This is a genomic window from Clostridioides sp. ES-W-0016-02 (assembly GCF_020641035.1).
Classification (GTDB): domain Bacteria; phylum Bacillota; class Clostridia; order Peptostreptococcales; family Peptostreptococcaceae; genus Clostridioides.
In genome coordinates this window covers 3,665,248-3,678,730 of sequence record NZ_CP061361.1, presented here as the reverse complement: position 1 = coordinate 3,678,730, position 13,483 = coordinate 3,665,248, and the positions used below count along the sequence as shown (strand labels likewise).

Genomic DNA, 13,483 nt, shown 5'->3' with positions numbered 1-13,483 from the left:
TAATTATTACAAATAATGGGTAGACTGTCAATATGTTTTTAAATTAAGTTTTAAACAGAAATACAGATTATCGCTTAAACACTAGGTTTATTATCAATATCTTAAGTTTTAAGAGTTGAATTTACCACTTACATAAGAACTTTGATATGATAATATGATTAAAAGCATATAAATTATTTGAATAGTGCACAAAACCGCAGATTGTATATAATTCACTAATTAGTGAATTATATACAATCTGCGGTTTTTATTCGCTGAATTTATAGCCAACACCCCAAACAGCCAATATATTGTGGATTGTCTGAGTCAGTCTCTATTTTTTTCTTAGTTTTGTACAAATGACGACGTTAGATTATTAACCTTTTATGGTATTGTCATAGCTCCAGATGCTTTCGTATAGCTGTTTTTTTGCAAATTTAACTACTTCCATCCAGTTATAACCTTCTAGTCAATTTCAAATTTTCTAGTCAGTCAATGATAAAGATAAACTGAAATTTGGGAACTCCATGTTATGCCCATAATAGATTTACTTGCTGGATAACAAAAATAATTTTTTTGTAGTGCTGGCATTCACTTTTATCGTTGCTTTCACTGGAAAAAGAACATTTCCGCTATTGATATAGGTGCTAACATTCAAAAAATCCCATACCTTCAAATGCCACCTTTAATAATGGCATTGACACTTTGTTTTTACCACTAATGTTTATGACACGAAAAAGAGCAATATATTTTTCCAACTTAAAGAACCTCCATCTATTATAAATAATCTTTGCTTCAACTTTCAATTTGCATTTACACCCAACGCTTAAATACTACAATTTCAGCATCAGAATCATAAACGCTATACTCAGATACCATGAGATATTTTTCATCAGCAATAATTCCATAATATCTGTCACTGTCTTTTTTGCTAAGCTGATTTCCAAAGTAAATTTTATTATCGTCCCAAAACTTTACAAGCTGCCCTTTTGGCAAGCTATATTCAATGTTAATGAAAGAGCCTTTCAGTGCATTAAGTTCTGTGACTTCTTCCATATCTTGTATATTAAGTGCATTAAATGCTGCAATCAAATTCTTTTTGAATTTGTATAGAGCATCTTTACCTTCTTTCAAACATAATGCAACCAAGCACTCTGAACCAAAAGGATGACCTTTCGTTTCATCACATCCGTTACAAGTGTTACTCAATTCGCATTTCCTACAATCAACTCCGCAAATAGACTTAGTCATTTTTAATTTTCCTCCTTAAATTTTATTTTATCGAGTACGTCTTATCTACTTAGTTTGGATTTTACAGTGGATAGGCGTACATCTTTTTCACAGGTCTAATGTACTTAAAATACTGGTCTGGGTTATAATAAAAGTACATGATTCTTCCAGGGGTAATATCAGGACAGTAACCCTTACCAATGTAATCAAAAGTTGCCATAGCCATTTCAATCTTTTCTTCAACACTACAATTTTCCTGTTCATAATTAAATGGACCATGTTCAAAGATGATATACTCGGCTTCAGGAATATCAATCATAAGCATTTGTGGCGGAAGTTCCCCTTTATAATCAAAAGGAAGTCGTACGCCCCAACACTCTGTACGGAGAATACCCCAATCGCAGAGCCTGCCATCTGGACTGTTTATATAAGCCATAATCTGACCACTTCCACAGTTAGCTTCGCTTCCACCATCATCATCCAATTTACCCTTGATGCTGTCGAGCAAACCACAAATTGTTTCGTGGTCCTGTCCTAGAATAAGGTTTTGTTTTCTCCAAAAATCCCAATACCCGTTACTTTCATTGTTTTTAATGTACAAAAATTTATGTGCAGGTATGGTTGCAAAATAAATCTTGACACCATCTGTTGATTTAATCATTCCTATTTCTCCTAATCCTAAAAAGTAGCGGTCAAAAGGGGTTATTTTTGTACGAAGAACGACTGGCTTAGGATTTTTTCGATATTCACTTGGTGTTACACCATAAGTTCTTTTGAAAGCTCTGGTAAAAGCTTCATGTGATGAAAATCCATAATCAAAAGCAATGTCCAATAGACTCTTATCACTGTCCCTAACCTCTTTTAATGCAAAGGCTAATTTTCTATTCCGCAAGTAATCTCTAAACTGCATACCCGATATTTCTTTGAATTTTTTCGTTGTATAAAATTCAGAATATCCTAATTTGCGAGAAAGAAAGCGTAACGTTAAGACTTCGCCGTTGTAATTTTTAATACATTTGTCAATCTCGTCAATGATTATCTGAATTTGTTGTTGCCACTCATACATTTAACTATTCACCTCGTTTCAATTACCCTACATTCATTATAACGAAATAGAGAAGTTATGGCTTGATTTTACTTGTTGTCATTTAATTTTAATTCTGTGGATTTGCATCTTGTCTAATTTACTATATTATGTCACATTGACATGACAGCTTAAAAGGAATTAAGAATTAGGAACTATTGACAAAGTGTAAATTTAGCAGTAAAATAATTGCATGAGCAAATAGATTGTTGCGCTCGCAACAAAAATATAAATAACAATATTAAGGAGAGAACATGAGAGAGCTATTAAAATGGGTTTCCATTATAAATAGATATAACGCAAACTATATTGATAGGAAATTGGCTGATATTGGAATTAATAATAGCCAATATTTTTATGTATTACACATATGTAGTAATCCAGGTATTACACAGGATACTATATTTAAAAGAATTCTTGTAAATCCTAGTAATATAACAAGAGCTTTGGCAAACCTAGAAAAAGAAGGGTTTATCACTAGAGAACCAAGTGTTAAAGATAAAAGAACATGGCATCTGTATCCTACAGAAAAATCTTTGGCATGTTATGATGAAATAATAAAAATAACGAATGGATATGTAGAGGAATTGTTAAGTTCATTTAAAAAAGAAGAGCAAGAGTTGTTCATGTCAATGTTAAAAAAGACTGCTTTTATAGCTATTGATATGAATGAAGAAGCAAAATTGGAGGCGAAGGAAGATGGAAGAAAAATATAAAGAACCATTGGAGTATGAGAAAGTTTCAAAATTATTGACTAAGTATGCAATACCTAGCATTATAGCAATGTTAGTAAGTGCGTTATATAACATAGTTGACCAAATTTTTATCGGGCAAGGTGTTGGAGTGTTAGGTAATGCTGCTACAAATGTTAGCTTTCCACTAACAACAATATGTACTGCAATTGCTTTATTATTAGGTATTGGTGGAGCATCTAAGTGCTCATTAGAATTAGGTGCTAAAAATTCAGAAAAAGCTACAAAATCAGCGGGAAATTCTATTTGTCTAATGGCTATCTTTGGAATAAGTTTGTTTATAATAGTATCAATATTTTTAACACCACTATTGAAATTCTTTGGTTCCACATCAGAAATATTACCTTATGCACACACATACACAAAGATTACATCAATTGGATTGCCATTTCTTATAATGTCTACTGGAATGAGTAAGTTGATACTTGCTGATGGAAAACCAAAAGCTTCTATGTTTTGTATGTTGGTAGGAGCAGTTATTAACACAATTTTAAATCCACTATTCATATTTGTGCTTGATATGGGAATTGCTGGGTCTGCTTTAGCTACTGTTATTGGTCAACTTATATCTTTTGGCTTTAGTGTTTATTATGTAATGAATTTTCAACATATTAAACTACATAAGAAAAGTTTTAAATTAGAAAGTATAATTTATAAACATATATTTGCGCTAGGTTCAAGTTCATGTTTTAACCAATTAGCAATGACTGTAACACAAATAGTTATGAATAATACGTTGGCATATTACGGAGCTAGGTCAGTTTATGGAAGTGAAATTCCACTTGCTTGTGTTGGTATCATTATTAAAGTAAATATGATTTTTATATCTATAATTATTGGTATATCACAAGGGATGCAACCAATTATAGGATACAATTATGGAGCTGAAAAATATAATCGTGTAAAAGAAGCATATAAGTTAGCAGTAGGAAGTGCAACTGTTATATCTGTTATTGCATTCTTATGCTTCCAATTCTTCCCACGACAAATTACATCTATATTTGGTAATGGGAATGAAACTTACTTTATATTTGCAGAACATTATTTTAGAACTTTCTTGTTCTTAACATTTATAAATGGTGTTCAAATAGTATCATCAACTTTCTTTACATCAATTGGAAAATCAGTACTGGGACTTTTTACTTCTTTGACTCGTCAGATTCTGTTTTTAATTCCATTAATAGTGATTTTACCAATGTTTATGGGTATTGATGGAGTAATGTATGCGGGGCCAATAGCGGATGCCGCTGCTGCAATGGTATGTATATATTTTGCAGTTCATGAAATGAAATCATTGACTATAAAGCAAAATAAAGTAGTGAGTAATCATAAGGAGATTGTAGAGGTATAAGATAATCTTCAATAGTTCTAACAGCATAGTAATCAAATTATTTTTTATGGTAAGTAAATTGTTTTTATTGAATTTACTTACCATATTTTAATTATAAATAGTTATTTATCTCCATTTAGTTACATCATTTAACTTTAATCTAGGTCTTTTTGCTGGTTGTTCATCAGGATAACCTAACGATATTGCTGCAACCAATTGACTATCTGTATCTAACCACTCACATAATTCACGATATGCAAAGTACACATCACAAATCCAAAGACTACCTAAACCTAATTCTGCAGCTGTAAGAGACATATTTTGAATTGCAGCTCCAATTGATTGTATGTTTGCCATCTCATAAAAACGTTCTTCAGCAGATAAGTTTTCTAAAGGTGACTTTCCCAACTTGTTTAAAATAAAAATTGTTATGGGAGCTTGTTTCATAATTTCAACAGTATAATTTGCTCCTGCAATATGTTGACGACTTTCTGGAAGAAGTCCATTGTTATCAATTTCATTTTGAATACCTTTGCTCATCGCTCTAAGCATAGATTCTTTTTCTTTTTCAGTGACAACAATAAATTTCCATGGTTGTCTATTTTTAGATGAAGGTGCATCTATTCCAGCTTCAATTATTTTTTCTATAGTTTCATGTGAAATATTTTGATTTTTATATTTTCTAATGCTACGTCTTTTCGATATAGAATTGCTTATCATTATAGTAACCTCCATTTATTTTTGTTAATTTTTCCAAGTAAGGTTTTTATTTAAAAGATTATATTAGTTTTAAAAATATATTTAGATAAAATCTATTTATATAAAATATATTTACGTTATGTTTACAAAAAACATATTCACATATAGAAGAATTGTTTTAATTATTTTATCATTAATTTAGAAAAAAGTCATTGTCTTTAGAAGTAGAACATGAGAATTCTGGTAAAAATAACACTGAAAATTTAATGTAGCTTTATCAAGGTATTAGTACTTGTATATTTACAACCTAGTGCAGAAAGCTCACTCTTTTAGGTGTGGATGGATAGCATAGATAGTGTATAAAAATATTGACATTAAGGGATTAACATACTATAATTATTTAAACATAAATATAAACATAAACATAAAAACAAAAATAAATACTTATGAGGTGATGTAATGAGATTTGATATGGATAATCTGTTATATATACTAATTTATATGACATTATTAGTATCTATCCTTGGATGCATAATTTACTTTTGTAAAGACCTCTTATATCATAAAATTAAATATGTTTTAAGGAAAAACATATTTATAAATAGATTTACATATTCTGAAAAAAGATTGCCTAAGCATTATATTGTTTTTCAAAAATATGATATTTGGAGGTATTATAGTATATTTTAATTTGAAATGATTCTATTACAGTTCAAGAATTTAAAATAAAAGGAGAGAATAGAATGGATTTCATTTCAAATATACTACAAGAGGTATTAAATATATTATTTAGTTTTACAGGAGATTTTGGGATTGCAATAGTACTTATAACTTTAATAGTAAAGTTGATGCTAATGCCATTGTCATTAAAACAAAGATTTTCTATGAAAAAACAACAAGAATTGGCAGAAAAGATGGAACATATAAAAGAAAAATATAAGGATAATGCTAAAGAACTTGAAAAGCAACTACAGATGCACTCTGTGGAAAGTATGAAGAGTATGATTGGGTGTTCCACAATTTTACTACAAATGCCAGTAATATATGCACTGTATCATGTATGCTTAAACATGCCAAAGGGATTTACGACAGTTATAATTCCTTGGATTGCTAATTTAAATACAGCTGATAATTTATTTATACTACCTTGTATATACACATTAACTATGCTAGCTCCAAATTTAATAAATTATATACCATATTTTAAGGTGAGTTCTCAAAGAACATTTAATAAACAAACGATTATAATGACTACTATAACGAGTCTTATAATAACTGTTAGAACTCCAGTAGCCCTAGGTCTATATTTTATAACAAGTGCAATTTATGCATTAATTGAAGAGATTTGCTTTAGAATATATTTTAATCAAAAAAATAAACTAGTATTAAAATAATATAATAAGTATTTTATAAATTCTTAGCCTGCCAACATGAATCAAAGTTGGCAGGCTATTTTTATAAATTGGTAGGTTATTTTTATAAACATATTATTTTCTAAAAAATAGTTACAAAATAAATTAATATAAACTAAAATAAAGTTAAAAAACTGAGATGATAAAATAATAATGGCTAAAATATTAGTAGTAGAAGATGAAAAAAGAATGCAAGATATCATTGTAGAATATATGCAAAAAGGAGGATATACTTGCATAACTGCTGATGATGGAGTAGAAGCACTTACAATAGTGAAGAATAATGATATAGATTTAATGATATTGGATATTATGATGCCATATTTAGATGGATTCTCAGTATGTAGAGTTTCACGTGAAATGACTAATATACCTATTATTATGTTGACAGCTAAAGGTGAAGAAGAAGATAAATTAAAAGGCTATGAGTATGGGGCTGATGATTATAAAATGTTATGATGTATGAGAGTATCTCATTAAAATGATTTTTTATAAAAAGATTGTTCAAAAACTTCATGATTTCAATAATCACAGATTTAGGAGTATAGAGAAGCTTTTTATCAAGAATAGGAGAAATATTTTATTTTCAACATGGTATAGTGGGGAAGATGTAAGCCTTAAATGTAGTTGAAGTAGAGTAGTTAAAGAATTAAGAAGACTCAATAATTAAGAATATTATAGAAAGGAATAATGTATTATGAAAATGCCCAATAAGATTGAAAATATTATGTTTGCTCCCTGTGGGATGAACTGTAAAGTCTGTTATAAACATTGTTATTCAAAGAAACCTTGTCAGGGATGTTATGCAGGTGACTTGGGGAAACCAGAACATTGCAGAAAGTGTAATATAAAAGAGTGTACAAAGATAGAAAAGATTACATACTGTTTTGAATGTGAAAAATTTCCATGCAAATTGGTCAAAAACTTGGAAAAAAGTTACAATAAAAGATACGAAGAGAGCCTTATAAAAAATAATATTTTAGCTAAAGAGTCTGGAATAACTACTTTGATGGAAGCAGAATTAAAAAAATGGACTTGTATTTATTGTGGTGGCATTATTTCTTTACATGACTCTGAATGTTCTGAGTGTCATGCTAAAAAGGAATCAAAATAATAATAGCCTTATTGGCATATAGCTTTTCTCCGTTTCATTTAATTCTTGATGAAAATGAATATGTAAATGAAACGGAGGTCTATAAAATTTGAACTAGGTTAATTAAAACTATTGTAGTGATTAAAACTATCTTAGTGTATTATGTATAAAAATCAAAATAGAACAATTAAAATTTATCTAGTATATTACCTAGTTTATTTAGTGTATTACTTGATTTTTTTAGTATATTACTTAGTTTCTTTAGCATATTATTTAATTTCTTTTGATTTAAAGATGCCTTGCTTATAAAATTGTCCTGAATAAGGAATAGATAAAGCAAAAAATGCAATTATTACACCTGAAACAATAATCAAGAAATTAATAGATACCATATCAGCAAGTGGTCCAAAGAGTATCATCCCAAGAGGTATAAGACCAGTATATATAATAGTAGGTAAGCCCAATACACGACCTTGCATTTCTGGTACTACATGTTCTTGCAACATGGTCATAGCTGTTGCTTGAATAATTGGGATTGAAAAACTGGTAAAAAACATGAATATGAAAAATTGCCAAGCTTGTGTAACAGACCCCAAAATAATAGAAAAGATAGCATAAGATAACATTGCCAAGAAAAATGTCTTATTTCGATTTTTAAAGCCACCAAATATTCCTATAACTAATCCACCTAGAACCATACCTGAAAAGCCAATCATTTCAATAATAGATAGATAAATATACCCCTTACCAAATGTACGCTCAATCAATAATCCTATAAGAAAGCCTGATGGTACGCAAAGAAAAATGAAAGCGCCATAAGTAAAAACTACTTTTCTAATAAATTTATCCGAAAAAGAGTATTTTATTCCAGATATCATGTCTGTTAAAAATGATACTTTTTCAGTTTGTTTTATTATATTATGTTTAGGTATTTTAATGAAGCAGAGTAATACAATAGCAATAATTGCAGTAATAATATCAATTAAAAGTACTTGAGATATTTTATTTCCTAGACCAAGAATTGCTGCGGATACAATAGGAACTATAAATTGAACTATAGATTGAAGACTGCCATTCATACCATTAAAACGCATTAAGTGTTCCTCTGGCACAAGTTGAGGAATCAGTGCATTTACAGCAGGTGTCTGTACACCACTTCCTAAAGAACGAATAATAGATACAACAGCAATTGCGATTAATTCATTTTCTCCTTTAATTCCTGACATCATAAGCATAAGTAGTATTAGTGTAGAAGCAGCGATTATAGTATCAGATACAATGATGAGTATTTTTCGATTATAGTAATCTGCCCATACACCTGCAAAAAAAGATATTAGCATTTGTGGTATGAAGGAGCATACAGTTAAGATTGTTACCCATATGCCTGATGACGTTTGAAGTGTGATATACCATATCATTGCCATCTGTACAAGTGATGAACCAAATAGGGAAATATATTGGCTCACTAAAAAGGTAAGGATTTTTTGCTTCCATGTAAAATGAGTATTTTTGTTTTCCATTCTATTCCTCCTTTGATTTGTGTGTTTAATTTTTCTTGCTCTTAAGAATAACACACAAATCAAAGTATGGAGTTAGAGTGGAGGGTTAAGAAAATTGTTCTTTCATGCTTTGAAGATGAGATTTCATTGATTTTGTGTTGTATTCCGCCTCTTTCAATGAGGTTATCAATTTGTCACATACTGAGATAATTTCATCATCGTCTTTTGGAGTATCAATAATATTTTTAATATTAGCATTGGGATTACAAGACAAAGCATTTAACATTCTTAAAATAGCTGAAAGAGAATAGTTTGCAGAGCGTAACGAATTAATAATTTTAAGGCGCTTTATATCTTCATCAGTATATACACGATAACCATTTTGCTTTCTTTTTACTTTTAATAACCCGTTCATTTCCCAATTTCTTAAAGTATCTATTGTAACCTTTAAGTATTCTGAGGTTTCTTTTCTAGTTAAAAATAACTTGTCTGTCTCTTGTGTGTTTCCATTTAAAATTTCTTTAACAATATTGATTGCTTCCTCAGCATTTGATTTTTCTATTTCTAATTGTTGTAAGTAGTGACTAACAAGAGAAATAGCTTTGTCAAAATCTTTATTTGCTGATGTTCTGACAATCTCAATTGCATTTTTTCTCAATCCTCTTTGTGTAACTTCAATTTTTAAGGCTGTACGAGCAAATTTAAATTGCTCTATATGAAAATCGTTAAAAATACGATAGCCATTAGGATTACGCTTAGGTTTAGGTATTAGTTCAAGTTCTTCATATAAACGTACTGTATTAGGATGTATACCAATTAAATCTGCTATTTCTGATGTTGTGTAGGTATTCATTTATATTCAACTCCTCTTGTGTGTATATAGCATCAACAATAATATCACTAAACGAAAGTCTGGTGTTATAGTGGAGGGTTGTTATAATCATTCCATATACAACTATTCTATTATAGAAGTAAGTATATGTTTTTTAATAAGCTGCCATCTATCACGAGGTTTAAAAACTATCTTAGATGGTATTGCTATAACCAAATCGTACTTTGGTATACAACAGATGGCATTTCCTCCAGCTCCCATTGCTGAATACCAAAGAGTTCCATCTTCTTCACATAGCCACCATAGATAACCATACTCATTGGAATTCATTTTGGTTGATTCTTCAATCCATGATTTAGATATAATACATTTATTATTCCAAATACCATCATTTAAATACAGAGAACCAAATCGTAACATATCTCTGGCACTCAATGTAAGTCCCCAGCCACCAGCAGTATTACCTTGCCTGTCTTTTGCCCAACCTTTAAGATTTTTTCCAAATAAATCTTCAAAATCAAAATTTTCTATATCATAATCGGGTATTTCTCTCATACCAATAGGTTTGAATAGATGTTCATTAGCAAACTCACGAGCACACTTTCCTGTAGTATTTGTAATAATAGCTGAAAGTAGGTGAACTCCAGCTGAAGAATATTTGAAAGTTCCAATGTTTTTGTTTTGACCAAGTTGATTTAGGGCATATTTTACCCAATCTCGTTGTTTAGAAAGTCTCTCTAATGATTCAGTTGTATTTTTAAAAGGGTATGGTGCAGTCATCGTAAGCAAGTGGCGTATAGTTACTGCTTTTTTGTATATATCAGCAGGGCTACAATTATATTCAGGAAAAAAATCAACAACTTTTTGCTCAACATCCTCTATATAACCCTTGTCTATTGCGATACCAATTAGGGCTGATATGATACTTTTTGTGACAGATGCAACATGAAAAGTATCGTCAGCATTATAACCATTATAATATTTTTCAAAGACGATATTTCCTCTTCTCGCTATGATTATTGCGTTTATATTGCTATATTGTGAGATTATTAAAGGCTCAAGCTGTGAAAGTTTTTTTGAATCCATTCCAACACTTGAAGGGTCTATATTTTCAAATTTCAAATCTAAGCAGTAGCCTTTATCCATTATAAATACCTCCCTGTTATAGACTTTGAGTTTTCTTTTAGTTGTTGAGGAGAACCCTCTGCAATGAGATATCCGCCTTTGTCTCCTCCTTCTGGACCAAGTTCAATAATCCAGTCACAAGTATTTAGAACTTCTATATCATGTTCAACAACAATTACAGAATTTCCATTTTCGATTAATTCATCCAACAATTGAATTAGTTTAGCAGTATCATACAGACTTAGACCAGTAGTGGGTTCATCCAACACATAGAGTATATTGCCTTTTCGTTTTTTACCAATCTCTTTTGCAAGCTTGATTCTTTGAGATTCTCCACCACTTAAAGTAGGGGTAGGTTGACCTAGCTTTATATAACCCATACCAATTTGTTCTAGTACTTTTAAGTGTGAAACAATATTTGGAGTATCTTCAAAAAAAACAACAGCTTCAGATACACTCATATTTAAGACATCATAGATATTTTTATTCTTATATTTAATGGATAGGGATTCATCATTAAATCTTTTTCCATGACACTCATTACATATACTGTCCATACTTAAATTATTTCCCAACCAGATTTTTTCATATCCACTACCACTACACTTAGGACAAGCACCTTTTGAATTGAATGAAAAATGCCCAGCAGTGAAATTTTGTTTTATTGATTCTGGTTGACCTGCAAATAAAAGACGTATCTTATCCCATATCCCAATATAAGAGGCAGGAGTTGAGTTCATATTTCTACCAATAGGAGTTTGAGATATTTCTGAATATCCAGAGATATATTGTGTACCACTTAATTTATCAGCAATAGTTTCTACAATTGTATAATCATCCTCATTACTTACTTCATTTTCTTTAAGAGTGGTTTTATTATTACTTGCTTGATTGTTGAAGTAACTTCTAAGAAGAGGGAGTAATGTATCTGATATAAGGGAACTTTTTCCACTACCAGATTTTCCAGCTATTCCAACCATAGCACCTAAAGGTAATGATGCAGTAACGTTTTTAAGATTATTTGTACTTGCATTTTGAACAACTATACAATGCATTTTTTCAATGTCCGTAATATTTTTAGATGATGTTCTAGTAGGCATGGAGTATTTTCCTGAGATATATTGTCCAGTAATTGATTCATTTGACTTAAGTAGACCTTCTAAATCTCCTTGATATATTAATTGTCCACCTTCAATACCAGCTTTTGGCCCTATATCAATAATATGTTCTGCCATATTAATTGTATTTTTGTCGTGTTCAACTACAATGACAGTGTTACCTAAATCTTTTAAATCTTTAATGGATTTTAGAATGTCGATTTTTTCGGATTCATGTAATCCCGCAGTTGGTTCGTCAAGTACGTAAATTAATGAGTCCATCTCTGAATCAAGGTGAGAATTTAAAAATAGCCTTTGTATTTCTCCACCACTTAAAGTTGACATCTCTCTGTATAAGGACAGATGACCTAGTCGTGCCTTTATTAGATTATTTGTCTTAATTAAAATATCAGCTATTAAATTTTTACCTAGAATAGTTAGTTTGTCTTGATTCAATAATGACTTTAGGAATTCATGAACTTCTAAAATGCTCATCTTTCCAAGTTCACCAATATGCTTTCCATTTAATAAAACTTGGCGTGCTTCTTCACCAATTTTAAAACCATGGCACTCAGAACAAGTAGTCATTCTATAAATACCATTTAAGTCTTCACCTCTTTGGTGACGACCATGAAGTACTTTTGCTAAAGAAGAACTTTGTTTTCCATTTTCATAGTGACCATATAGTACCTCGTTTTGTACTTCCTCAGGCAATTGTAAGAATGGTATATCTAAGTAATCTTTGAACTTCTTAGATAACACTCTCAAATATCCTGGTGTGATTTGGGCTCTATCCAAAACTTTTTTTAGGGTAGTGCGCTTATCCAAGATAAGTTTTTCAATATTAATCTCAAAGTATGCTCCACGTCCAGAACATTTCATACACATTCCATCTGAAGAGGTATATGAGAAATAACTTGGTCTTAAGCGTTCTTCTTTATTACCACAATTATTACAAATAAGATTGTTGTCTACAGGAGTGTTACACGCAGAACATATTACTTGTCCTTCTCCTGCATATAATAGTGTAAGCATACTAATAATATTGGTTCTAGTACCTACTGTTGAACGAGGATTACTCTGACGGATGATATTTTGTTTAACAGCTATAGTAGGAGCTAATCCTTGAATATTGTCAAATTTATTCTCATTATCAATGCCTGAAAGTATGCCTAAGGACTGTAAGTACTGTTTACGCCCCTCCTCAAATACAATATCGAACATAAGACTGGATTTACCTGAACCACTAACACCTGTTGCAACTACAAGCTTATTTTTGGGGATAGAGATATTTATATTTTTTAGGTTATGTATTTTTGCACCTTTGATTTTTATTTCTTTCATTGACTCA

General features: G+C 30.5%; 13 protein-coding genes. 5 read left to right on the top strand and 8 right to left on the bottom strand.

Annotation, left to right across the window (positions count from 1 at the left end; genetic code table 11):
• Positions 1-626 precede the first annotated feature (626 nt).
• The 3 genes from IC758_RS17065 to IC758_RS17055 all read right to left on the bottom strand — a co-directional run bounded on the left by IC758_RS17065 (position 627) and on the right by IC758_RS17055 (position 2,275).
• A complete protein-coding gene (locus tag IC758_RS17065; RefSeq protein ID WP_227831545.1) occupies positions 627-785 on the bottom strand; it encodes a DUF1697 domain-containing protein in 159 nt (52 codons plus the stop codon).
• Between the two features lie 7 nt (positions 786-792).
• Entirely contained in the window at positions 793-1,230 is a 438-nt protein-coding gene (locus IC758_RS17060) for a DUF3795 domain-containing protein (RefSeq protein WP_227860628.1), read from the bottom strand.
• A gap of 61 nt (positions 1,231-1,291) precedes the next feature.
• The gene (locus IC758_RS17055) at positions 1,292-2,275 is read right to left on the bottom strand and encodes a helix-turn-helix transcriptional regulator (protein ID WP_227835548.1); all 984 of its coding nucleotides are present in this window, start codon (positions 2,273-2,275) and stop codon (positions 1,292-1,294) included.
• Between the two features lie 272 nt (positions 2,276-2,547).
• Here IC758_RS17055 and IC758_RS17050 point away from each other — a divergent pair, with 272 nt between their 5' ends.
• Positions 2,548-3,009 (top strand): MarR family winged helix-turn-helix transcriptional regulator, encoded by a 462-nt coding sequence (locus tag IC758_RS17050; RefSeq protein WP_227433746.1) that lies wholly within the window; start codon positions 2,548-2,550, stop codon positions 3,007-3,009.
• Complete coding sequence (locus IC758_RS17045) at positions 2,993-4,396, top strand: MATE family efflux transporter (protein WP_227481893.1); 1,404 nt, start codon at positions 2,993-2,995, stop codon at positions 4,394-4,396. The genes IC758_RS17050 and IC758_RS17045 overlap by 17 nt, the downstream gene beginning before the upstream one ends.
• A 105-nt stretch (positions 4,397-4,501) precedes the next feature.
• Here the strand turns inward: IC758_RS17045 and IC758_RS17040 are convergent, their stop codons facing one another.
• The gene (locus IC758_RS17040; RefSeq protein WP_227860627.1) at positions 4,502-5,095 is read right to left on the bottom strand and encodes a nitroreductase family protein; all 594 of its coding nucleotides are present in this window, start codon (positions 5,093-5,095) and stop codon (positions 4,502-4,504) included.
• A gap of 722 nt (positions 5,096-5,817) precedes the next feature.
• Here IC758_RS17040 and IC758_RS17035 point away from each other — a divergent pair.
• The 3 genes from IC758_RS17035 (at position 5,818) to IC758_RS17025 (ending at position 7,600) form a co-directional block, all read left to right on the top strand.
• A complete protein-coding gene (locus IC758_RS17035) occupies positions 5,818-6,468 on the top strand; it encodes a YidC/Oxa1 family membrane protein insertase (RefSeq protein WP_227433749.1) in 651 nt (216 codons plus the stop codon).
• A 171-nt stretch (positions 6,469-6,639) separates the two neighbouring features.
• On the top strand, positions 6,640-6,945 hold the full coding sequence (locus tag IC758_RS17030) for a response regulator (RefSeq protein ID WP_413927153.1): 306 nt from the start codon (positions 6,640-6,642) through the stop codon (positions 6,943-6,945).
• A 238-nt stretch (positions 6,946-7,183) separates the two neighbouring features.
• The gene (locus tag IC758_RS17025) at positions 7,184-7,600 is read left to right on the top strand and encodes a DUF3795 domain-containing protein (RefSeq protein WP_227433750.1); all 417 of its coding nucleotides are present in this window, start codon (positions 7,184-7,186) and stop codon (positions 7,598-7,600) included.
• A gap of 248 nt (positions 7,601-7,848) precedes the next feature.
• Here IC758_RS17025 and IC758_RS17020 read toward each other — a convergent pair whose 3' ends face one another.
• From IC758_RS17020 to IC758_RS17005, 4 genes are all read right to left on the bottom strand, one after another.
• Positions 7,849-9,099 carry an MFS transporter gene (locus IC758_RS17020; RefSeq protein ID WP_227835551.1) on the bottom strand — a complete coding sequence of 417 codons (1,251 nt, stop codon included), beginning with the start codon at positions 9,097-9,099 and terminating at the stop codon, positions 7,849-7,851.
• A gap of 85 nt (positions 9,100-9,184) precedes the next feature.
• Positions 9,185-9,931: a MerR family transcriptional regulator gene (locus IC758_RS17015; RefSeq protein WP_227860626.1), complete on the bottom strand. Its 747-nt coding sequence runs from the start codon at positions 9,929-9,931 to the stop codon at positions 9,185-9,187.
• Between the two features lie 102 nt (positions 9,932-10,033).
• Positions 10,034-11,056, bottom strand: coding sequence for a serine hydrolase domain-containing protein (locus IC758_RS17010; RefSeq protein ID WP_227860625.1), 1,023 nt, complete (start codon positions 11,054-11,056; stop codon positions 10,034-10,036).
• Positions 11,056-13,476, bottom strand: coding sequence for an excinuclease ABC subunit UvrA (locus tag IC758_RS17005; protein WP_227860624.1), 2,421 nt, complete (start codon positions 13,474-13,476; stop codon positions 11,056-11,058). The genes IC758_RS17010 and IC758_RS17005 overlap by 1 nt, the downstream gene beginning before the upstream one ends.
• Positions 13,477-13,483 lie beyond the last annotated feature (7 nt).

Bases quoted from the DNA above. Each gene is read 5' to 3' on its own strand.
- IC758_RS17020 (WP_227835551.1), bottom strand. From the start codon at position 9,099: ATGGAAAACAAAAATACTCATTTTACATGGAAGCAAAAAATCCTTACC.
- IC758_RS17015 (WP_227860626.1), bottom strand. From the start codon at position 9,931: ATGAATACCTACACAACATCAGAAATAGCAGATTTAATTGGTATACAT.
- IC758_RS17010 (WP_227860625.1), bottom strand. From the start codon at position 11,056: ATGGATAAAGGCTACTGCTTAGATTTGAAATTTGAAAATATAGACCCT.
- IC758_RS17040 (WP_227860627.1), bottom strand. From the start codon at position 5,095: ATGATAAGCAATTCTATATCGAAAAGACGTAGCATTAGAAAATATAAA.
- IC758_RS17035 (WP_227433749.1), top strand. From the start codon at position 5,818: ATGGATTTCATTTCAAATATACTACAAGAGGTATTAAATATATTATTT.
- IC758_RS17050 (WP_227433746.1), top strand. From the start codon at position 2,548: ATGAGAGAGCTATTAAAATGGGTTTCCATTATAAATAGATATAACGCA.
- IC758_RS17060 (WP_227860628.1), bottom strand. From the start codon at position 1,230: ATGACTAAGTCTATTTGCGGAGTTGATTGTAGGAAATGCGAATTGAGT.
- IC758_RS17055 (WP_227835548.1), bottom strand. From the start codon at position 2,275: ATGTATGAGTGGCAACAACAAATTCAGATAATCATTGACGAGATTGAC.
- IC758_RS17025 (WP_227433750.1), top strand. From the start codon at position 7,184: ATGAAAATGCCCAATAAGATTGAAAATATTATGTTTGCTCCCTGTGGG.
- IC758_RS17030 (WP_413927153.1), top strand. From the start codon at position 6,640: ATGGCTAAAATATTAGTAGTAGAAGATGAAAAAAGAATGCAAGATATC.
- IC758_RS17005 (WP_227860624.1), bottom strand. From the start codon at position 13,476: ATGAAAGAAATAAAAATCAAAGGTGCAAAAATACATAACCTAAAAAAT.
- IC758_RS17045 (WP_227481893.1), top strand. From the start codon at position 2,993: ATGGAAGAAAAATATAAAGAACCATTGGAGTATGAGAAAGTTTCAAAA.